Source organism: Micromonospora sp. B9E7, from assembly GCF_039871815.1.
Classification (GTDB): domain Bacteria; phylum Actinomycetota; class Actinomycetes; order Mycobacteriales; family Micromonosporaceae; genus Micromonospora.
Genome location: NZ_JBDPLX010000004.1, coordinates 197,977 through 219,680, shown reverse-complemented (window position 1 = coordinate 219,680; position 21,704 = coordinate 197,977). Strand labels below are relative to the sequence as shown.

18 protein-coding genes are annotated in these 21,704 nt (G+C 71.1%); 4 read left to right on the top strand and 14 right to left on the bottom strand.

All coding sequences use genetic code 11. The features are described from left to right. Positions 1–6 precede the first annotated feature (6 nt). The 10 genes from ABGB10_RS08775 to ABGB10_RS08730 form a co-directional block, all read right to left on the bottom strand. Positions 7–804 carry an ABC transporter ATP-binding protein gene (locus ABGB10_RS08775; protein ID WP_347660354.1) on the bottom strand — a complete coding sequence of 266 codons (798 nt, stop codon included), beginning with the start codon at positions 802–804 and terminating at the stop codon, positions 7–9. Next, entirely contained in the window at positions 804–1,547 is a 744-nt protein-coding gene (locus tag ABGB10_RS08770; RefSeq protein ID WP_347660352.1) for an ABC transporter ATP-binding protein, read from the bottom strand. Before ABGB10_RS08770 ends, ABGB10_RS08775 begins: the two co-directional genes overlap by 1 nt. Beyond that, a complete protein-coding gene (locus ABGB10_RS08765) occupies positions 1,544–2,563 on the bottom strand; it encodes a branched-chain amino acid ABC transporter permease (protein ID WP_347660351.1) in 1,020 nt (339 codons plus the stop codon). Before ABGB10_RS08765 ends, ABGB10_RS08770 begins: the two co-directional genes overlap by 4 nt. Beyond that, positions 2,560–3,456, bottom strand: coding sequence for a branched-chain amino acid ABC transporter permease (locus ABGB10_RS08760; protein ID WP_347660350.1), 897 nt, complete (start codon positions 3,454–3,456; stop codon positions 2,560–2,562). The genes ABGB10_RS08765 and ABGB10_RS08760 overlap by 4 nt, the downstream gene beginning before the upstream one ends. Continuing rightward, positions 3,453–4,646 carry an ABC transporter substrate-binding protein gene (locus tag ABGB10_RS08755; protein WP_347660349.1) on the bottom strand — a complete coding sequence of 398 codons (1,194 nt, stop codon included), beginning with the start codon at positions 4,644–4,646 and terminating at the stop codon, positions 3,453–3,455. The genes ABGB10_RS08760 and ABGB10_RS08755 overlap by 4 nt, the downstream gene beginning before the upstream one ends. Positions 4,647–4,695: 49 nt before the next feature. Next, positions 4,696–5,100 carry a roadblock/LC7 domain-containing protein gene (locus tag ABGB10_RS08750; RefSeq protein ID WP_088989969.1) on the bottom strand — a complete coding sequence of 135 codons (405 nt, stop codon included), beginning with the start codon at positions 5,098–5,100 and terminating at the stop codon, positions 4,696–4,698. Between the two features lie 16 nt (positions 5,101–5,116). Then, entirely contained in the window at positions 5,117–7,507 is a 2,391-nt protein-coding gene (locus ABGB10_RS08745) for a nitrate- and nitrite sensing domain-containing protein (protein ID WP_347660348.1), read from the bottom strand. Between the two features lie 253 nt (positions 7,508–7,760). Next, positions 7,761–8,270, bottom strand: coding sequence for a helix-turn-helix transcriptional regulator (locus tag ABGB10_RS08740; protein WP_347660347.1), 510 nt, complete (start codon positions 8,268–8,270; stop codon positions 7,761–7,763). Between the two features lie 238 nt (positions 8,271–8,508). Then, positions 8,509–9,801 carry a cytochrome P450 gene (locus ABGB10_RS08735; protein WP_347660346.1) on the bottom strand — a complete coding sequence of 431 codons (1,293 nt, stop codon included), beginning with the start codon at positions 9,799–9,801 and terminating at the stop codon, positions 8,509–8,511. 456 nt (positions 9,802–10,257) lie between these two features. Beyond that, positions 10,258–12,603: an AbfB domain-containing protein gene (locus tag ABGB10_RS08730; protein WP_347660345.1), complete on the bottom strand. Its 2,346-nt coding sequence runs from the start codon at positions 12,601–12,603 to the stop codon at positions 10,258–10,260. 254 nt (positions 12,604–12,857) lie between these two features. On the opposite strand from ABGB10_RS08730, the gene ABGB10_RS08725 reads away from it, so the two are divergent. From ABGB10_RS08725 to pdxY, 3 genes are all read left to right on the top strand, one after another. Next, positions 12,858–13,874 (top strand): LacI family DNA-binding transcriptional regulator, encoded by a 1,017-nt coding sequence (locus ABGB10_RS08725; protein ID WP_347660344.1) that lies wholly within the window; start codon positions 12,858–12,860, stop codon positions 13,872–13,874. 178 nt (positions 13,875–14,052) lie between these two features. Beyond that, the gene (locus ABGB10_RS08720; RefSeq protein WP_347660342.1) at positions 14,053–14,847 is read left to right on the top strand and encodes a serine protease; all 795 of its coding nucleotides are present in this window, start codon (positions 14,053–14,055) and stop codon (positions 14,845–14,847) included. Positions 14,848–15,025: 178 nt separating this feature from the next. Further along, positions 15,026–15,877, top strand: a complete 852-nt coding sequence (pdxY, locus tag ABGB10_RS08715) for a pyridoxal kinase PdxY (protein ID WP_347660340.1) — start codon at positions 15,026–15,028, stop codon at positions 15,875–15,877. 147 nt (positions 15,878–16,024) lie between these two features. Here the strand turns inward: pdxY and ABGB10_RS08710 are convergent, their stop codons facing one another. The 4 genes from ABGB10_RS08710 to ABGB10_RS08695 all read right to left on the bottom strand — a co-directional run bounded on the left by ABGB10_RS08710 (position 16,025) and on the right by ABGB10_RS08695 (position 20,108). Next, entirely contained in the window at positions 16,025–16,357 is a 333-nt protein-coding gene (locus ABGB10_RS08710; protein ID WP_347660339.1) for a putative quinol monooxygenase, read from the bottom strand. Positions 16,358–16,510: 153 nt separating this feature from the next. Then, the gene (locus ABGB10_RS08705) at positions 16,511–17,929 is read right to left on the bottom strand and encodes a PQQ-binding-like beta-propeller repeat protein (protein ID WP_347660338.1); all 1,419 of its coding nucleotides are present in this window, start codon (positions 17,927–17,929) and stop codon (positions 16,511–16,513) included. A gap of 118 nt (positions 17,930–18,047) precedes the next feature. Next, on the bottom strand, positions 18,048–18,986 hold the full coding sequence (locus ABGB10_RS08700) for an acetamidase/formamidase family protein (protein ID WP_347660337.1): 939 nt from the start codon (positions 18,984–18,986) through the stop codon (positions 18,048–18,050). 93 nt (positions 18,987–19,079) lie between these two features. Further along, complete coding sequence (locus tag ABGB10_RS08695) at positions 19,080–20,108, bottom strand: polysaccharide deacetylase family protein (protein ID WP_347660336.1); 1,029 nt, start codon at positions 20,106–20,108, stop codon at positions 19,080–19,082. Between the two features lie 459 nt (positions 20,109–20,567). On the opposite strand from ABGB10_RS08695, the gene ABGB10_RS08690 reads away from it, so the two are divergent. Beyond that, on the top strand, positions 20,568–21,647 hold the full coding sequence (locus ABGB10_RS08690) for a glycoside hydrolase family 19 protein (protein ID WP_347660335.1): 1,080 nt from the start codon (positions 20,568–20,570) through the stop codon (positions 21,645–21,647). The last annotated feature ends 57 nt before the right edge of the window (positions 21,648–21,704 follow it).

The window sequence follows — 21,704 nt, the reverse complement described above, 5'->3', positions numbered from 1 at the left end:
CGGTGTCTACCTCTCCGAGGGGTCGGGTGACGTGGGGGTGTCGGCCCAGAGCCGAGGGGCCGGTCGGTCGGGTGGCGGCGGCATCGGGGCGGTGGCGACGCTCACCATCGCCGCCAGCGGGGCAGGGTCGACGCGGGCCTCGGCCGTGGGTCGGTCGTAGACCACCCGGCCGTACTCCAGCACCGCCACCCGGTCCGCGATCTCGATCGCATGCTGGAGTTGCTGTTCCACGAGCAGCACGGTCAAGCCGTCGGCGGCCAGCCCGTTGACGAGTTCGCGGACCCGCGCCGCCAGGTCGGGCGACAGGCCCTCACACGGTTCGTCGAGCAGCAGCACCCGTGGTTGGCCGAGAAGCGCGCGGGCGATCGCCAGCATCTGCTGCTCGCCGCCGGACAGCTCGCAGCCGCGGTGTCGCAGCCGCACCGCCAGTCTGGGCAGCAGTTCGAGGGTCCGGTCCACGGTCCAGCCCTCGCCGCCGGAGGTGCGGGCCCGCCACGGCGCCGCCGCCAGGTGCAGGTGCTCGGCCACGGTCAACCGGGAGAAGACTCGCCGGCCCTGCGGGACCAGACCGACGCCGGACTGGGCGACGCGGTGCGGTTGCCGGCCGGCCACGTGCAGCCCGCCGACCTCGATGCGACCACTGGAGGCTCGCACCAGCCCGGCGATCGTGTGCACGAGCGTGCTCTTGCCCGCGCCGTTGCGACCCACCACGGCCTGGATGCTGCCGGTGCGTACCCGCAGGCTGACCTCGTGCAGCACGATCCCTCCGGCATAGCCGGCGCACAGACGATCCACGGACAACATCAGGCCACCCCGTCGGCGTAGGCCTGCCGCACCAGCGGCGAGGTTCGGATCTCGTCCGGCGTGCCGGCGGCCAGGGTTCGACCGTCGCGCAGCACGGTGACCGTGTCGGAGAGGGCGTACACCAGGTCCAGTCGATGTTCGACCAGGAGCACGGCGACCGCCCTGGGCAGCGCCCGCAGCACCTCGACCAGGTGGCCGACCTCGATGGCGGACAGCCCGGACGCCGGTTCGTCGAGGAGCAGCAGGCGGGGGCGGCCGGCAAGGGCCATCGCGATCTCCAACTGGCGTCGTTGCCCATGCGCGAGGTGCCCGGCGGGCACCGCCGCGACGTCGGCGAGACCCATCTGATCCAGCAGCGGGCCCGCCCGGTGCTGTGCGGCGCGTCGGTGTCCGCCCGGCCACCATCTGCGCCGTGGGATGACCCGCGGCAACGCCGCGACCACGATGTTCTCCGTCGCGGTGAGCGTCGGGAAGACCGCGGGACGCTGGTGGATGCGGTTGATGCCTCGTCGGGCGCGGGCCGCTGGTCCCTGCCGCCCGACGTCGCGTCCGTCGAAGCGCACCGTGCCGCGCTGCGGCTTCGTGGACCCGCCGATCACGTTGAGCAGGGTCGTCTTGCCGGCTCCGTTGGGGCCGATCAGGGCGTGTCGTTGGCCGTCGTGGATGCGCAGGTGCACGCCGTCGAGCGCGGCGAGCGAGCCGTACCGCACGCTGACGTCCTGGACGTCGAGCAGGCCGCTCATCGGTGCGACTCCGCGACCGTGGCCTGCTCCCGGGCGGCTCGCACGCCCGGCCGGTCGGGCGAGGCGCTCGGCGGGCGCACCCTGCTCCGGACCCGGTTCACGCCGGTGGGCAGCAGGTAGACCGTGGCCACGAACAGCAGGCCCAACACCAGCGGCGCATGCCCGGGCAGCAGCCCGAACAACCAGTCCCGGGCAGCGATGACCAGCGCCGCGCCGACCAGGGCGCCGCCGACCGACGCGGTGCCGCCGATGACGACACCGAGCAGCAGCAGCGCGGACGTGTCGAAGCCGAAATCGGCGGGGGAGATGTACTGCTGGGCGACGACCAGCAGTGAGCCGGCGGCACCGGCGATCGCCCCGGCGGCGATGTGCGCGCCGGACAGGTACAGCGGCACCCGGTGCCCGCTGGCCCGCAGCCGCGCCTCGTCGTCCCGGCCGGCCCGCAGCAGCAGCCCGGCCCGGGTACGCAGCAGCACCAGCACCGCGCCGACCACAGTGGCCGCGACGACCAGGGCGTACAGGTAACGGGCCTGGTCGTTGGCGAGGACCGGAAGGCCCCAGAACGGGCGGACCGCGGCGATGCCGGCCAACCCGTCCGTGCCACCGGTCACCGACCGCCACCGGCCGAGGACGACGACGGCGAGTTCGCCGATCGCCAGCGTGATCATCAGGACGACCACCCCTCTGGCGTGTACGACGAGCGGCACGGTGAGCGCGGCCAGCACCGCCCCGGCGCCCGCCGCGACGACGAGCTGCACGACGCCGACGTCGGAGACCCGGCTGCCGACCACGGCGCACGCGTAGGCGCCCGCCGCGTACGGCGCGGTCTGGCCGAGGGTCGGCATGCCGGCGACACCGGTGAGCAGGGCTACGCTCACCCCCACCAGGGCCAGCGCCAGCGTCCGGGCGAGGATCGCCGTGGTGTAGTCGTCGACCACCCAGGGCGCCACGACCAGGCCGGCCAGGACCAGTGCCGCGATGGTGCCTCGTGCCCGCCGGATCACCTCGTCCCTCACGTCGTCCTCCATCTGCTGGCCAGGCCACGTGCGCGCAGGGCCAGCACCGCCGCCATGGCGGCGAACAGCAGGAACGGGGCGGCGGACGGCAGCAACGCCACCCCGAGCGTCTGGATCTCGCCGATGGCGAGCGCGGCCAGCAGGGTGCCCCCCATCGACCCGAGACCCCCGAGGACGACAACCACCAGGGACAACAGCAGCACGGTGTCGGCGGTGTCCGTGCCGGGGCCGATGATGGGCGCGCCCAGGACCCCGGCCGCGCCGGCCAGCGCGCCGCCGGCGGCGAGCACACCGGCGCGGATCCGCGCGGGACTCACGCCCAGGCAGGCGACCATCTCCGCGTCGTCGACCGCCGCGCGGACCAGCATCCCGGCCCTGGTGCGCCGCACCACGAGGTAGAGCGCGGCGGCGATCACCGCGGCGACGACGATGAAGACCAGCCGGTACGCGGCGTAGCGGTGACCGGCGACCACCACCGAACCCTCCAGCGCGGCGGGCACCTGGACCTGCGGATCGTCGGGACCGAAACCGGCGACGAGCAGGCTGCCGCCGGCCAGCGCCACACCGAACGTCAGCAGCGCCTGACTCAGGTGGTTACCGGCGGCGACCGGAGCGAGCAGACCGGCGAGGAGCACACCCGCCGCCGCGGCGGCCAGCACACCGACCCCCAGCGCCAACGCCAGACTCGCCCAGCCGCCGTCGAGCACCGCCGCGGCGGTGTAACCGCCGATCGCGTAGAGCATGCCGTGCGCCAGGTTGAGGATGTTGGCGACGCCGAAACAGAAGACCAGGCCCGACGCGGCGACGAACACGAGCAGCCCGTAGGCGACTCCGTCCAGCGCCGGTATCAGGTACGGGTCGATCCGGTTCGTGCCGGCCGCCACCGCGATCACCGGCCGACGGTCGCGAGGTCACCCACGACGGTGTTGGACAGCGCCCGGCCGTCCTGACGGACCTGCCGCAGGTACCACTTCTGCACCGGCGAGTGCGTGCTGGTGGAGAACTGCCAGGTGCCGCGCGGGCTGGCGATCTGGCCGAGTTGGCCGATGGCCGTGTTGATGGCCTCCGGGGTCGGGTCGTCACCGGCGGCGCCGATCGCCCGGTCCAGCACCGCCGCCGCGTCGTACGAGGCGAGCGCGTAGGTCGTCGGCGAACCGTCGTGCTTGGCCTTCCACGCCGCCACGAAGGCGCGGTTCTCCGCGTTGTCGAGGTCCGGCGAGTAGTTGAGCACCGAGTAGATGCCGCGAGCCGCGTCGCCCTGGGCGTTGAGCACACCGCCCTCGGTGAGGAACCCGGCCGCGTACAGCGGGACGTCCTTGATCTCGGACTGCGCGTACTGCTTGACGAAGTCGACGGCGGCGCTGCCGGCGTAGAACGTGAAGACGGCCGCCGCCCCGGAGGCCTTGATCCGGGCGAAGTACGGGGTGAAGTTCGTGGTGGCCGGGAACGGGGTGAAGGTCGTCTTACCATCGGTGTTGGCGAGCTTCCCGCCGATCTTGCCGAACGCCTCGGTGAACCCCCGCAGCTCGTCCCAGCCGCCCTGGTAGTCCGGGCCGATCGCGTACACCGAGCCCTTCACGTTGTCCCGGACGTGTTGCGCGATCGCCGCTCCGGGTTCGTCGGAGAGGTACGAGGTGTGCCAGACGCGGGAGACGTCCTTGAGTTCCGGTCGCCCGTTGGAGCCGACGAGGGGCACCTTGGTCTCGTCGAGCAGGGGTACGACTCCGGCTACCGAGCCGCCGCCGACGATGCCGGTGAGCGCGGACACCCGGTCCTGCTTGAGGAGTTTGGTCGCCGCCGGGACCGCGGTCTGGGCGCCGTTGCCCTCGTCCGCGACGACCAGGTCGACCTGTCGACCGCCGAGCTTGCCGTCATGGGTATCGAGGTAGAGCTGGAAACCGTCGCGGATCTCCGTACCGACGGCCTGGTACGTCCCGGACAGTGACGCGAGCAGGCCGATCTTTATCGAGCCGCCGGCACTCGTTCCCGGCGCGTCGTCGCCGCAGGCCGCGCTGCCGGTCAGTACGACCGCGAGCAGTGCGGCGGTGAGGGCACGGCTGCGCCGAGGGGTGGTGAGAGGCATGTCTTTCTCCAGGGGAAGGAGGGTCTCCGGCGTGGGGGCGCCGGGGTTGTCAGCGGCTGCGGGCGAGTGCCGCCCGGGCCGCGGGGGTGAGGGCGTCGCCGATGCGGTTGGCCAGTTCGGTCATCTCGTAGGAGACCTTGCCGACGTCGCACTCGGGTGCGGCGAGCACCAACAGCGAGGCGCCGTCGTTGAAGGCCATCGAGAACATGAATCCGCCCTCGAGCTGCGTGACGTTGGAGATCACCGCGCCGGCGTCGAAGAATGCCGCCGCCCCGCGCAGCAGGCTGACGAGCCCGCTGCCCGTCGCGGCCAGCTGGTCGGCCCGGTCCGGTGGCAGGTCGCGGGTGGCGGCCACCATCAGTCCGTCGCTGGAGATGGCGATCGCATGGCTGACCTCGCTGGCGCGGGCGGCGAAGTTGTCCAGCAGCCAGCCGAGATCCTGTTGGTCGCTCACGTGCTCTCCTGTCGCGTCATTTGTTGCCGAGGTTGATCGGGGTGCGCCGGCGGTTCGCCACACCCCGCGCGTACGCGGCCATCGCCGTCGCCACCTGGGCCGGGTCGCGGTACTCGGATCTCTGTTGCTGCTGGGCCCCGGTCACGCCGCCGGGCACGAGATGCCGTTGTGGTTGCCGTTTGGGCAGACCGGACGTGGTGGTCGTGGCGACGTCGGGGGTGTGCGCCTGGGCGGCGGTGCGCCAGGCGTCGTCGGCGGGGCTGGACCACTGCCCGTTCTCGTGGCCGTCGACGACGTCGCTCTGGAACCAGTGGTTGACCTGTTCGAAGATGAGGAGCTCCTCGGTGGGCGCGTCACCCCGGTCCGGGGTTGGGGCAGCCGGTCGGAACACCGGCGCCGCGGGCAGGGTCCGCTCGGCCGGAGGGCGTCCGGCGGTGGGTTCCGGGCGCGGCTGGTACGGCGGTGGGGCGCTGGTCGTGCGCGCCGCCCGCCGCGAGAGGCGTCCGGGTGCGAGCAGGTACTCCTCCGGCGGCAGCGACCGGATGATCGCCGCGGGGAGCGTCGCCTCGGCGAGGGTGCCGCGTCGGGGGCCGCGTCGCAGTTGGACGGTGGCTCCCAGCCGTTCGGCGAGCTGACCGACGACGACCAGCCCCATCGCCCGTACGGCGGCCACGTCGATGGCCGGCGGGCGGGCCAACAGCTCGTTGAGCTGCTGCATCCGCTGGGGCGACAGGCCGACGCCCTCGTCGCTGATCTGGATGATCACGCGGTCGCCCAGGCTCCGCCCACTCACCCAGGTCTCACTGCCCGGCGGCGAGTACGTCGTCGCGTTGTCCATGAGTTCGGCGAGCAGGTGCACGACCTCGTCGACGGTCTTGGCCGCCACGGCGACGTCTCCGTCGATCATGCCGAGTCGGATCCGCGCGTAGTGCTCGATCTGGGACAGCGCCGCCTGGAGCACCTGTTGCAGAGGGACGTCGCGCTGGCGTACGCGACCGACGCCGACGCCGCCGAGCACCAGCAGGCTCGCGTTGATCCGTCCCATCCGCGTCGCCAGGTTGTCCAGCGTGTACAGCTGGTGGAGCCGGTCGGGGTCGGTCTCGTCCCGTTCGACCAGATCGACCTGGGCCAGGACGGCATCGACGAGCCGCTGTTCGCGGCGGCTCAGGTGGATGAAGATGTCGGCGGTGTTGGCGCGCATGACGGCCTGCTCGGCGGCGGTCCGTACGGCGGCCTGGTGGACCGCGCTGAACGCCTGGCCCAGTTCGCCGATCTCGTCGTCGCTGGACGGTTCTAGGGCGGCGGTGGAGTGTTGACGGGCCAACTTGTCCGGGTCGACGGCGGCGCTGCCCGGTTGCTGGAGCTGGGCCACCACAGCGGGGAGCTGTTCGAACGCCACCGCGTTCGCCGCGTCCCGCAGGCGACGCAGGCGACGGGTGATCTGCCGCGCGACGACCCAGGTCACCAGCGCGGTGAGGACCAGCGCCAGCAGGACGCCGACCGCCTCGGCGACGGCTCGGCGACGTTGGTCGGCGTGCGCGGCCCGCACGTCGTCACGGACCGCGGCGTCGACCCGTGCCCGCAGCTCGGCCAGGCGGGCGACACGGGTCTGCGTGGTGGACACCCAACTGCCGGTCTCCAGTTGCAATCGAGAGCCCGGCTGGGCCCGGGACACCTCGTCCTGCATCCGCTGCAGGGCGAGCGCCTCCTTGCCGGTGCCGGCCTGCTCCCACCAACTGCTCCACTCGGGTGGGGCCAGAGCCAGGAACGACAGGCTCGACTCGGTGTAGCTGGTACGGGCGGCGGTGATGTCCTGCTGCATGGCCGGTGTCAGCTCGCCGCCCGCGACGGTCCGCAGCACCGCGACCTGCTGCTGACCGATCGCCTCGGCCGTCTTCGACAGCGCCGCCGAGGCGCGGATCCCGTCGGCGAGTTCGGCGTCGACCACGCCGTGCGAGACGGCTTCCCGAAAGCTGATCAGATCAGCGATCGCGATGCGGTAGCTGAAGGTCATCGCCGACACCGAGGCGTGGGTCGCCGTGCGCACCTGGGTGCGCAGCGGGGCGAGCCCGTCCAGGGCCGCGTCGATGCGGCGCAGGAGGGCCCGGTTGGTGTCGGTGTCGGCGGTCAGTCGCCCTCGCTGCTTCCGGTAGCTGCTGACCGCGTTGTCGGTGGCGGCGATCTCCGCGCCGAAGGCGTCCTGCTGTTCCGGCGCGCCGTAGGTCAGCAGGTCGGCGGCGGCGATCCGTTCGCGTTGCAGGCGGTAGGCGAGGTCACCGGCCTCGGCCCCGACCTGTGCCAGGATCCGCAGGTCGCTGGCACGGGCCGTCTGGCGAGCGCTCTCGGTCAGCGCGAGCCCGGCGAAGCCGATCACGGCGACCAGCGGCGCCGCGACGATGAGGCGCATCCGGCCGGCTATCTTCCAACCGCGTCGACGGGTCGGGTAGGGTCTGGCCGCGTGGGACCTGGTGCTCGACGCCAAGATTGACTCCCACGACTCGTCGATGACGGTCTATCCGCACGTTGCCGAATGCAAGTCCCATTCGGCCGGAAGCGGCGCTCGTAGACCAGACCTGGTCGTGGTACAAACTGCCCGTACCAGCATCTGTACCCAACGTCAGCGACCGGTGACGCCCTGAGGTCGATCCGGATCCGTGGGGTCAGCGCTGGTCGTCGCGGGGGTCGGAGGGTGGCTGCCGCCGCTGCGTGCCGTCGGGCGTCTGCCGTCGCTGCGCGTCGCCCGGCTCGGCCGGGCCGTTGAGCACCTGGCCGATCAGCTCACGCAGCTCGTCGATCGCGTCCACCACGGCGCCCGGGTCACGCGCGTCGCGCCGATCACGCTGCCGCGGCACCGCCCGCTGCGGCCGAGGCGGTTGCGAGTCGCGGGGGCCCCGGCGACCGTCGGCCGCCAACTGTTCGGCGGCCACCTGCGGCCAGAGCGCCGCGAGCCGGCCGCCGGTGCCGAGCACGTCGTCGCAGCGCAGCGCGAACTCGTGACTGCCGAACCGGCGACCCGACTCGACCGCCGCGACCGTCTCCCGGCTGAACCGCACCAGATCCGCCAGGGCTCGCTGGGTCAGGCCCCGTCGGACCCGGCAGTCGCGCAGTTCCCAGCGGAACCGCTGACTGGCCGCAGAGTGAGCAGAGCTCGACGGGGACGTGTGCTCCATGCGCTCACCTTCGTGGCTACGGGAATCAGCAGCGGACGCCAGATCGGGATTGGCGGATGAGCTGAACATTCATAGAGGGCAATTCTTAACCCAGGAAGCGATGGGTGTGAAGACGTTCGCCGACATTGATCGTCGGGCAAAGCGGGAAGGTTGCGCGCCGGACCCGTTGCCTGTGCCGGGTGGGGCCGGCAACACGACCCGCCCCACCCTCGATCCGGCCTGCTGGCGCTCGCTCATGTCACGCGGCGTGCGCTTCGGCAGCCACCTCGTCGCGCGAAGCCGGGATGTCGGCGGGCCTTCGGCCGTCGATTGTCGCGAGCAGCGTGCGGTGTGCACGGAATGCGACATTCGGCTTGTACGAGCGCTGCTGATCGTTCGCCAGGCGTAGTCCGGGAATGGCATTGGTGAGCCGGGTGATGGTGATCTCGGCCTCCAGTCTCGCCAATCCCGCTCCGATGCAGAAATGTGGTCCGTGGCCGAACGACAGGTGATTGCCCACGTCCGCCCGCTGTGGATGGAACTGGTCCGGGTGGGCGAACACCGCAGGATCGCGGTTCGCGGCTCCGATCAACAGCAGGCAACGCGCCCCCGCCGGGATCGTCACCGCTCCCAGGGTGACCTCCCGGCTGGTCACCCGCAGCCAGCCGTCGATGGCGGGCGCGAACCGGAGCGTCTCGCTCACGAACGCGGGGACGCTCCCCGGGTCCGCGGTCAGCGCGGACCAGTGCTGCGGTGTGGACAGTGCCTGGTCGAGGGCGTGCGCGAGTAGCCCGGCGGTGGTCTCGTGGCCGGCGACCAGGAGATTGAAGGCCAGGCTCGCCACCTCGGACACGGTCAGCACCGCGTCGTCATCGTCCCGGTAGGCCAGGGCTCGGCTGATGAAGTCGTCGCCCTGGTGTCCGCTGTCCACGCGCCGGCGGACAAGCTCCTCGCAGTAGTGCCAGAACTCCAGCAGATCCCGTGCCAGGCGTACCTGCTCGGCCGGGTCGGGCTGCCCCCACACGAGGGCGATCTGGCCGTCGGCCCAACTCCTGATCCGCCCGATGTCGGCCTCGGGCACCCCGAGGATGTCGAGGACCACCAGCAGGGGTAGCTCGGTGGCGAACGCCGGGATCAGGTCGACCTGGTCGCCCTGGCGGGCGGCGAGCCGGGACACCAGCTGGTCGACCCTGCGTCGAACGATCGCGCCGTAGTCGGCCTCGACCCGCTCGGCGGTGTTCGCGAAGGTCGCCCGGAGCGCCCGACGGGTGCGGGGGTGCACCGGCGGGTCCGCGGCGGCCGTCGTGGGCGGCGCGTCGATCTGGATGAGCACGCTCATGGCCTCCGGGCACACCTCGTAGACCGGGGCGAGGGTGAGGGTGCTTCCGAACGTCGCCACGTCGGCGAGGGCCCGCCGGACGTCGGCGTGCCTGCTGATCAACCACAGACCCAGATCCTCGGCGTAGTGCACCCCGGCGGGATCGTCGAGAATGCGCCGCCAGATGCTTGCCGGATCGGTGAGGTAGATCCCGGCGAACGGATTCAACCGCATGGAACGCCTCCTGGTACGCGCGGCGCGAAATCGGCAGCGCACCCATTTAACGATCCATGTCAGTCGGGCCGATAATGGCGCGCATCTGCCTGTGGCCATTTACGGTGCGCTGAGTGGCTGCACAAGTCAAGATTGAGGAACGTCTATTTAATGAGCGGCATAATGCGGGTTGCAACGGACAGCTGAATCCGGCTGGATGCAACTTGCGAGTCGGGCCTTGTCGTCGGTGACCACGCAACGATCTGGGGCGGACGACCGGCCATGACGGACGGTGGACCCGACGTGCCGCTCTCCCTCATGACCGGAAGAACGATCTTCCCGCCGCCGGGTGACGTAGGCCGCCGGTCGCGGTCCCGACAGTAGGGCTTCGCGACGACGCCCAGCTCGTGAGGGGCCTCCGGCCTGGCCGGAGGCCCCTCGCGACGTCCTGTCGTGACGAACTGCCCTCGTACGCGGTCAGGGCGTCCAGGGGGCGGCGATGGTCCAGGTGCTGTCGGCGGTCCACAACGTCGGTGTGTTGTACGCGTCGCCGCCGGCGCCGTTGCTGAGCCAGACCTCCGAGTTGTGGTGCCGCAGGTACCTACCCCGGAAGTTGTACGACTCCAGCGACACCCCCGCCCCGGTCAGCCCGACCCGCGCACACCAGGTGGCGTCGGCACGCATCAGCGCCGAGCCGTCGTCCGGCGAGTTGCGGACCCGGGAGTTCTGGTGGCGTAGGTACTGCCCGGGGAAGTTGACCGACTCGAACGAGTAGCAGCCGGCGTCGGCCAGGCCGGTCCGGATCGTGTACGTGGCGTCGGCCTTGAGCAGGCCGGAGCTCGCGGCGTCGACGACCTCCGTGTACGCCAGGCTGTCCTGGTGACGTAGGTACCGGTTGGTGTAACCGGGTGTCGTCACCTGCAACGACCGTCGGGTGTTCACCGGCAGGGCGACGGGCGCCGAGCTGCCGATGGTCTTCGAGGCGTTGATCAGGGCGGTGTTGGCGGCGCGGACCCGCGCCTGATCCATCTTGATCACCTGACGGTCGTAGGTGAGGAAGCCGTTCAGCTCACCCTCCAGGTCGGTGATCTCGGTGTACACGGAGGCGCTGAGTCCCTTGCCGAGCATCAGGTTCTGGCTGCCCTGCACCAGCCCCACGTACCGGTCGGTGAGGGCGTTCGAGCTGGTCTGCCACTCGTAGGCGAAGAAGCTGCCACTCGGGCTGTACTCGTGACCCGGGGTGTGCAGGCCCAGCCCACCGAACTCGCCGAGGACGGCGATCCGGCTGCTCGACGGCGCGGGCGAGTCGGGCCCGAGGTAGACGTGCCAGTCGTCGATGTCGCCGTTGCCGGGGTTGCCGAGGGACTGGCAGCAGTTGTGGCCACTGTGCGGGTTGACCAGGCGTGTCGGGTCCTGGTTCTTGATGTTCTGCGCGACCCGCCGGGTGTCGGCTAGGGACCGCTCACCCCAGCCCTCGTTGTAGGGCGTGTACGCGACCACGGCGGGCGAGCTGCGGTGCTCGTCGACGATCTCTCGTGCCTCCGCTTCGAACTGTGCCTGCTGGGCGTCGGTGGGGTCGACGTCCTGCGCGGTCAGCGACGGGATGTCCTGCCACACCAGCAGACCGAGCCGGTCCGCGTGGTAGAACCAGCGCTGCGGTTCGACCTTGATGTGCTTGCGCACCATGTTGAAGCCCAGGTCCTTGTGCTTCTGCAGGTCGAAGGCGAGGGCGGCGTCGGTCGGCGCGGTGTACAGGCCGTCCGGCCAGAAGCCCTGGTCGAGGGTGCCGACCTGGAACACGAACTGGCCGTTGAGCTTGGGGCGCAGGACTCCGTTCACCAGACCGGTCGTGATCTCCCGCATGCCGAAGTAGTGGGTCGTCCGGTCCACCGTGGCGGCTCCGGCGTTGCGCAGGGTGATCCGCAGGTTGTAGAGGAACGGGTCGTCGGGTGACCAGCGACGGGCGTTGGGCACGGGCACGCTGAAGTCGGTGAAGCCGCCGGTGGCCGTTCCGACCACGGTGCTTCCGCTCAGCGCCTCGGCGAGCACGCTGTGGCCGGTCACGTTGCCCCTGGTGAAGACCCGGACCCGCAGGGTGTTGTTGCCCAGGTTCGGGTAGACGTCCACGCTGCTGATGGAGGCGGCGGGCACCGGCTCCAGCCACACCGTCTGCCAGATGCCCGAACTCGGGGTGTAGAAGATCCCGCCGGGTGTCTTGGTCTGCTTGCCGATGGCGGGCAGGCTGCCGTTCTGGCGGGTGTCGGTGGGATCCCAGACCTTGACCACGATCTCGTTCGTGCCGGCGGTGAGCTGGGGGGTCACGTCGAAGGTGAAGGCGTCGTAGCCGCCGGTGTGCGCGCCGACCCGGACGCCGTTGACCCAGACGGTGCTCTGCCAGTCGACGGCGCCGAAGTGCAGCAGGGTCCGGCGCCCGGACCAGTTCGCCGGGATGGTGACCGTGCGCCGGTAGAACAGGTAGTTGCGGTTGTCGTTGGCGGCCCGTTGGATGCCGGAGAGGGCGCTCTCCACCGGAAAGGGCACGTTGACCCGCTCGGGCAGGTCGGTGCCGAACTGCGGGGCGTCGTCGGTGGCCGACTGGCGTAGCTGCCACTCGCCGTTGAGGTTGAGCCAGTCCGGTCGCGTCATCTGGGGTCGCGGGTACTCGGGCAGTGGTGTGCCGGCCAGGGCCTGGCTGGTCCAGGGGGTGGTCAGTGGCGGCGTCTTGGCCGGTGCGGCGTGCGCCGGCGCGGCGAGGACGCCGACGACCAGGGCGAGGATGAGCAGCAGTGGCAGGGCGGGGCGGGCGGGAACCTGACGTGTCATGCCGTCTCCGGGGGGCGAGTCGCCGCGGGCGGTGCAGCCAAGCCCGAAGCGCGTGGGCGGTGGGCATCGGGTGGTCGTTGACGAGGGACGGACGTCGTCGACGGATGTCGGTGGGATCTCCACGCGCCAGGGTGGTAGGCATATTGACATCCGTCATCACCTGTATAACGTTATAGAGCCGCGTCGGGCCTCCCGTCAATCCTTGTCTGTCGATGCCTGGCGGACCGGCGGTTCCCTGCGCGAAGGGGCGGTGGATGGGCGTCAACCTCAAGGACATCGCCCAACGCGCCGGCGTGTCGCTGGCCACCGTCTCGAACGTGGTCAACGGGTACCGGCCGGTGGGGGAGCGGACCCGGCAGCGCGTGCAGCAGGCGATCGACGAGCTCGGGTACAGCCCCAACCTGGGCGCCCGGCACCTCCGCCGGGGGCGTACCGGGCTGATCGCCCTGGCCGTCCCGGAGCTGAACAACCCCTACTTCGCCGAGCTCGCCGAGATCGCCATCGCCGAGGCCGCCGGGCTCGGCTACACGCTCGTGATGGAGAACACCGCCGCGGACCGGGAGGCCGAACTGGCGCTCCTCGACGGGACCCGGCGGCACATCATCGACGGGCTGATCCTCAGTCCGGTGCGGATCGGCCGGGAGGAGGTGCTGGCCCGGACCGCGGACACCCCGCTCGTGCTGATCGGTGAGGGCGTCTACGACGTGCCGCACGACCACATCGCCATCGACAACGTCGCCGCCAGCCACACGGCGATCCAGCACCTCGTGGCGATCGGCCGTCGGCGGATAGCGTTCATCGGCGCCACGCCCGGTGGTGACCGGCAGTCGGCGCACCTGCGCGTACGCGGCTACCGGGAGGCCCTGGCCGCAGCCGGCCTGCCGTACCGCTCGCGGCTGGTCGCCCGCACCGACGCGTTCGGCCGGCTCGACGGCAAGCGGGCGATGCGTGACCTGCTCGCCCTCGGTGACCCGCCCGACGCGGTGTTCGGATACAACGACCTGGTCGCCATCGGCGCGCTGCGGACGTTGGCCGAGGCCGGCCTCCGGGTGCCGGAGGATGTCGCGGTGGTCGGGATCGACGACATCGAGGAGGGGCGTTTCGGTACGCCGACCCTCACCACCATCGCACCGGACAAGAGGGGGATCGGCCGTCTCGCGGTGCGCCGCCTCGTCGCGCGCATCGAGGGCGCGGCGGTCCCGGCGCCGCTGACCGTGCAGACGCCGTTCCGGCTCATCCGACGGGAGAGCACCGGCACGCCGGGCGGGTGACGAACGCTTGCCCGCGAGACGTCCGCCGGGGTCGGCGCGGCGCGCCGGCCGAGATCCATAGCGCCGGTGGTACGACCCAGAGAGGATGACCCGCTAGATCCATGTCCCTCAATATGATGACCGCTATCTCGAATGCCGGTGCGCTCACGAGGCGTGCCATTCTGATGCGGAGGAATGCATGGTTCGCTGGCGTACCCTCACTGGCCTGCTGGCCACCGCGTTGGCCGCGGTGACCGCGGCCAGCCTCACCCTCACCGCGCCGGCCGCCGCGGCCGACAACCCCATGACGCCGAACGTCGTCGGCGGCACCCGCGCCGCTCAGGGCGAGTTCCCGTTCATGGTGCGACTCTCGATGGGCTGCGGCGGGGCGCTCTACAGCCCCCGGCTGGTGCTCACCGCGGCCCACTGCGTGGGCTCGACCGGCACCAACACCAGCATCACCGCGACGCTCGGGACGGTGGACCTCCAGTCGTCCAGCCGGATCACCGTCCGGTCCAACTACGTCTACCGTGCCCCCGGCTACAACGGCGCCGGCCGGGACTGGGCGCTGATCCGGCTGGCCAGCCCGGTCACCGGGCTGAGCACGCTGCCGATCGCCAGCACCACCGCGTACGACAGCGGCACCTTCACCGTCGCCGGCTGGGGCGCCGCTCGCGAGGGTGGCGGCCAGCAGCGGTACCTGCTCAAGGCGACCGTCCCGTTCGTCAGCGACTCCACCTGCAACGCCAACTACGGCGGGGACCTGATCCCCGCCCAGGAGATCTGCGCCGGCTACGCCAGCGGCGGCACGGACACCTGCCAGGGAGACTCGGGCGGCCCGATGTTCCGGCGTGACGCCTCCAACGCCTGGATCCAGGTGGGCATCGTCAGCTGGGGCAACGGCTGCGCCCGGCCCAACTACCCCGGTGTCTACACCCAGGTGAGCTACTTCGCCTCGTCGATCGCCTCGGCCGCGGCGAGCCTCGGCGGCTGACCGTACGACGGGACGGCCAGCCAGCGCGCCGGTCGCCCCGCCACCGCTCGGGCGGCCCGGACGACACGGTCCGGGCCGCCCGTTCGTGCCCGCAGAAAGGGGCGAGCGGCGAGTGGGCCAGCCGACAGAAACGGCGGGCCGCGCGTGTCGTCCCCGCCGCAACGGCCATGATGGGCCGGTGAAGATCCTGTCCATCCAGTCGTCGGTCGCCTACGGTCACGTCGGCAACTCGGCGGCGGCGTTTCCCCTGCAACGGCTCGGGCACGAGGTCTGGCCGGTCCTGACGGTGCACTTCTCCAACCACACCGGCTACGGCGCGTGGCGTGGACCGATGCTCCCGGCGGCGGACGTGGCAGAGGTGATCGCGGGCATCGAGGACCGCGGGGTCCTCGGCAGCGCCGACGCGGTGTTGTCCGGCTACCAGGGCGACCCGGCCATGGGCGCGGTGATCCTGGACGCGGTCGAGAAGGTCAAGGCGACCAACCCGGCAGCGGTGTACTGCTGCGACCCGGTGATGGGCGACGCCGGTCGGGGCATGTTCGTCCGCCCGGGCATCCCGGAGTACCTGCGCGACACCGTCGTGCCGCGTGCGGACATCATCACGCCGAACCACTTCGAGCTGGACTTCCTCGCCGGTCGTACGACGAACTCGTTGGCGGAGGTGCTCGACGCGGTCGACGCCGTGCGCGCGACCGGTCCACGGCACGTCCTGGTTACCAGCGTGCTGCACGGCGACCTGCCGCCGGACTCGCTGGAGGTGGTGGCCGTCTCGGACGAGGGCGCCTGGGCGGTGACCACCCCGCTGCTGCCGATCAACCCGAACGGCGGGGGCGACGTCACCGCGGCGCTCTACCTCGCGCACCTCTGGACGACGGGCTCACCCGCGATCGCGTTGGAACGCACCATCGCGTCCGTCTTCGCCGTGCTCGAGGCGACCCTCGCGGCGGACACCCGGGAGATCCAACTCGTCGCCGCGCAGGACGTGATCGCCGACCCGCCGGCCCGGTTCACCGCCCGCCGGCTCCGCTAGCGGTGGGGCCGGCCGCGCTGAGGACAGGGCGGTGCCGTCAACGGCGGTCGGCTCCGCTGTCGGCAGGTCGGCTCCGCTAGCGGCAGATCGGCTCCGCTGTCGGCGGGTCGGCGACGGCCCGCCGACTGCCCGACGGTCAGAGCCCGGTCAGCGGCCCTCGGGGACGGCCATCTCGCCGAGCAGCGACCAGTCGTCCTGCGGCACGGTGGCGTTCACGATGCGCGGGGTCTCGGCCAGGTGCGGCGGCAGGGTCTCCTGGGCCTTGCGGAAGTGGGCGGACTGCACGTGCGCCCCGCCGGCCTCGCCGTCGCGGAACGCCTCGACCAGCACGTACTCGGTCGGGTCGTCCACGCTGCGAGACCAGTCGAACCACAGGCAACCCGGCTCGGCCCGGGTCGCCTCGGTGAACTCGGCGGCGATCTGCGGCCACCGGTCGGCGTGCTCGGGCAGGATGCGGAACTTGGCGGTAATGAAGATCATGGGCCCAGGCTACCCAGCCCGGCCGGGGGCGGATGGGCCAGCCGTCCAGCGTGGCGGGCGCGGGTGGGTGCCAGCCGGCCAGGCTGGCGGCGTGCCGCCGCCGGGCCGAGCGTGGTGCTGTCCCCGGCCGGGCGGCAGGAACGGCCGTGTTGGTCAGCGCAGGCGGCGGATGTCGCCGAACGCCCGGTAGAACCCGCCACGGCTGGACTCGCGGACCTCGGTCACCAGGTAGCGGGCGCCCGGCTCGCGGATCCCCTTGGGGAACTGCACCGACCAGTCGCGCCGGTAGCCGTCGGACAGCACCTGGACCCGCAACCGTCCCCGATCGTCCAGGCACTGCACCACCACGCCGCCGCCGAGGTCGCTGGTCACCTCGACGACTGTCGGCTCCACCGGCCGCGGGGCCTGACGAGGTGCCTTGATGTCGCGTACCTCGGGCACGTCACCGGCCTGGGCGGCGCGGATCGCCGGCTCGCTCGCGTCGATGCAGGCCAGATGGCCGCCGGTGGTGACGACGTAGAGCCGGTCGTCGTGGTACTGCATGGAGTACGCCGAGCCGCATCCGGTGCCGAGCTTCCACAGCCGGGTGCCCTCCGCGTCGAAGCAGTAGATCGAGGACTGGCTGTCGCCGGCGAAGACATACCGGCCGCCCTCGGCGGTCGCACAGGAGAAGACCGGGGCGTCGCAGAAGTAGCTGCGCTGGTGCCGACCCGTCTTGGACAGGCGCACCACCTCGCGACTGCCCGTCCCGGCGAACACACTGCCGTGCTCCTGCCAGCCGAACAGCACCGCACCGGTCCTGGTGTGCCACAACTCGCGGCCGGTACGCCACTCGTAGCCGGTCACCCCCTGCGAGTGGCCGTGGTAGATCGCGTCGGGGTCACACCGCACCATCCACGCCGAGCGCCCCCGCCCGGGCCTGCGCCACAGGAACTCGTCCTCGTGGTCGACGGCGGTGATCCCGCCGTCGGCGTCGGAGACGCCCAGGACGCCGTCGTGGATGTCCAGCCAGTAGATGTCGATCTCCGGGGCGATCGCGTACGCCACCCGGGGCACCTTGCCGGACAGGTCGTAGACGTTGCCGTCGTCGCAGCCGGCGTAGACCCAGGCGTCGTCGGCGACGATGCACTTCACGCCGTCGGGCAGACGCACCTGACTGTGCACCCGGGCGTCGTGGTCGAGCGTGGTGATCACACCCTGCTCGTTGCCGACCATGCAGTGCTGCCCGTCGACGAAGATGCCGAAGGCGGGAGCGCCGGAGTCGTAGCGCCAGAGCACCGGCGCGGTGTGGGCGGTCGAGCGGGTGCTGACGATCTGCCGCCGGGAGACGGTGCGCTTCTGTCGGACACCCGGGACGGCCGGCGAGTAGCCCTTGCGGACCTTCTCCCCGATCTTCTTCGCTGCGGCTGCGCGGGCCCGGGCGTTGTCCGGGTAGGCGCTCGCCTTGACCTGCCCCTGGTCGCCGATCCGGCCGTAGCGCACGGTCAGCGTGGCGTTGTCGACGATGACCTCGTAGAACTTGTGCGCACCGTCCACTTCGGACAGTTCGAGGTAGGTCGTCTCCTGGGACATGGGGGGCCTCCGAGGGGTCAGCGACCGGCCAGACGTGGCCGGCGCGGCGACAGTGACCACACGTTAACGACCGCCCCCGACAGAATCGGCCCACGTTCGTCGGCCCGGACGCGAGCGATCACCGCCCCGGCCAGCCCAGCGCGTCGTCGCGCAGCACCGCGTGCGCGCCGACGGTCTGGTTCACGATCTGCGTCACCCGTACGTCGACCGCGACGCTGGCCAGCGCCACCGCGTCGGCGCGGCTGAGCCCGTGCAGCCGCTGCATCAGGGTCAGCATCGAGTCCAGCGCCGTGAACGTGGCGTCGTCGAGGGTCGCGCCGACGCCCAGGGTCAGCCACGCGTCCGGGGTGCGCGCCACCGGGCCGGTGACCGGGAAGTCGTCGCGAACGTCGAAGGTCAGTGTCACCTCGTCCATCGGGCACTCGATCGCGGTGCCGCCGACCTCGCCGTCGCCCTGTGCGGCGTGCCCGTCCCCGACGGAGAACAGCGCGCCGTCCACCGGGATCGGTAGCAGGAGGGTGCTGCCGGCGGTGAGGTCCCTGCAGTCCAGGTTTCCGCCCCAGCGTCGCGGCGGGATGGTCGAGTGCCGTCCCGGCTCGGCCGGCGGCATGCCGAGCACTCCCATGAAGGGGCGCAGGGCGACCGTGTGGCCGTGCTGGTTGCGGCCGGTCATCGTCACCGGGTCCAGCGCCCAGGCGTGCACCACCGGTTGCTCCGATACGCCGTAGCGCTGGTTGAACGTGCTTGGCCAACCACCGGCCACAGTGGTCCCCCAGGCGCCCGGGACGACCGCGTCGATGCGTACCGCGAGGGTTTGGCCAGCGTGTGCGCCGCGGACCGCGACCGGACCGACCAACGCGTGTCCGTGGTCGGGGCGATGCTGCGCGACCCGGGGCCGGTCCCGGTTGGGTCCGCCCGGGTACGGGCCGGCCGACCACCAGCAGTCCAGGGTGCGGTAGGTGACCGTGTCGCCGGGATCGATGGTGAGCACCGGCGGGAAGTCGGGGGAGAAGTGGCCGTGCAGGGTGTCGTCCCCCGGCGTGAGGGTGTGTCGCATGGGGGCAGGTTAGGGCACCCGATCCGCTCGACGGGTGCCCGGTGCGCGGCGGGTGCCGGGCGCACCCGCCGCGCACGTCTCGATCCGGCCGGGTCAGCCGGACGTGCAGGAGCGGATCTGTGGACGGGCTCCGCTGTTGCCGTTGGTCATCGTGGTGAAGCCGAAGGTGTTGCCGCTGCCGTTGGACTTCATGGTCATGACGGTGCCGCTGCTGTCCCAGGTGGCGGTGCCGTTCCAGATGGTGGAGACCCGCTGCGGTGAGGTCAGGGCGACCACCACCGTCCACGTGCTGCCGCCGCTGACCGTCACCGACGTGTTGTACCGGTCGCCCCAGACGTTGGTGGTCGTCGCCGTCGCGGTGCAGGTGCCGCCGGTGGGCGGTGGGGTGGTGCCGCCGTCGGTCGGCGGGGTCGTGCCGTCCGGCGCGACGGCACGGCCGGTGGACGGCGAGATCATGCCGGGGCACAGGTTGCGGCTGGTCAGGTTGGCCACGATCTGCGGGATGGCGTCGCGGGTGTTCTGGATCCCGTCGTGCATGAGGATGACCTGACCGGCTTGCAGGCGGCTCGCGTTGGCCACGATCTGGCTGACGCTGGCCCCGTTCCAGTCCTGCGAGTCCACGTCCCAGAGCACCTGACGCATGCCGAGCGAGGACGCGACGGACTGGAGCGTGGAGTTGGTCTCCCCGTACGGAGGCCGGAACAACACCGGTCGGCTGCCGGTCGCCGACTGGATCGCCGAGCTGGTCTGGGACAGGTCCGACTGCATCTGCGACTGGCTCATCGAGGTCATGTGCGCGTGGTTCCAACTGTGGTTGGCGACCCACATGCCGGCGGCGACCTGTGCCTGCGCGGCCGAGCGGTTGTTCTGGACGTTCTGCCCGACGTTGAACATGGTGGCCCGTACGCCGTTGCTGCGCAGCACGTTCAGCAGCGCGCTGGTGTTGCCGGTCGGGCCGTCGTCGAAGGTGAGACCGACGTACCCGTTGCAGGTGGCGGCGCTCGACGCGGTGGAGGTGGCCGCGAGGACGACACCGCACATCGCGACGGCGGTGGCGAGGACGGCGAGCGCCGCGCGCAACCGCCTCGACCACAGGGCCGTGCGGGGGAAGAGCCTGCTCATCTGATGCCCCTTCTCGCAGGCCCGGCCGCGCCGCGGTGCGTGGGCAGCACGGTCCGGACGGGTGTGGATGAGTGGGGAGGTCACGTCGACCGATGTCGACGCATTGACCTCGATGGATCGGAGTATTGCAGCGAGAATTCCAACGCGTCAACAACTTCCGGAACAGCTCCGGAACGCATCAGCGACCGTCGCGAGGCGTCAATGTGTCGCTGTGCTGCATCTCTGGTTGGCGGGGGCCTTCCGTGTCGACGGTCCGATCATGCTTGTCGTTCGATCCGTCGCGACATGATCCGGAAAAGCCGCCGGAAATACCGGGGTCGATGAGGGGCGTACCCCGGCGGGGCTGCCGTGGTTGGTGTCCAGAGAAACAGTTAAGACTCCGAACAGAAGATGTTACAGTCATCCCCGTCGATATCCGTCCGGATTTCGGCCAATGGGTTCCCAGGAAGGAGTGATCACATGACGAGACTGCGCGCGCTGGCCGCGCTGGCGGCACTGATCGTCGCCGGCGCGTTGGTCGCGGTCATCCCGCCCACCGCCGCGTCGGCGGCGGCCTGCTCAGCATCGTGGCAGGCCTCTGCCGTCTACTGGGGAGACGCCCAGGTGTCACACAACGGCCGCAACTACCGGGCGAAGTGGTGGACCCAGAACGAGGCGCCGCCCGGGACGACGGGCGTCTGGGAGGATCTCGGAGCGTGCGGCGGAGGCACCACGCCGCCCACCGGAGGCACCTGCAACCATCCGAACTGGGTCGCCGGAACCTGGTACACCGCCGGCGCGATCGTGCGCTACACCAACGGTCTCTACTACGTCGCCGAGCACGACAATCCCGGGTACGACCCCATCGTCAGCACCTGGTACTGGGAGCCGTACACCTGTGGTGGCCAACCACCGACCACCCCGCCGCCCACCAACCCGGGAGGCTTCGTGGTCACCGAGGCCCAGTTCAACCAGATGTTCCCGGGTCGGAACTCCTTCTACACCTACTCCGGGCTCGTCGCCGCGCTCAGCGCCTACCCGGCGTTCGCGAAGAGCGGCAGCACCACCGTGCAACGTCAGGAGGCCGCGGCCTTCCTGGCGAACGTGTACCACGAGACCGGTGGGCTCGTGCACATCGTCGAGCAGAACACCGCGAACTACCCGCACTACTGCGACCCCGGTCAGCCCTACGGCTGCCCGGCGGGGCAGGCCGCCTACTACGGACGCGGGCCGATCCAGCTCAGTTGGAACTTCAACTACAACGCCGCCGGGAACGCCCTCAACCTGCCGCTGCTGACCAACCCGTGGCTGGTGCAGACGGACGCCGCGGTGGCCTGGAAGACCGGGATCTGGTACTGGATGACGCAGAACGGGCCGGGCACCATGACCGCCCACAACGCGATGGTCACCGGCGCCGGGTTCGGCCAGACGATCCGCAGCATCAACGGCTCGATCGAGTGCAACGGTGGTAACCCCGCCCAGGTGCAGAGCCGCGTCACCAGGTACCAGCAGTTCGTCGGCATCCTCGGTGTGTCGGCCGGAGCCAACCTCTACTGCTGATCGTGGCCGGGCCTCGACGTGCGCAAGTGCGTACGTCGAGGCCCGGTACGCGTCGCT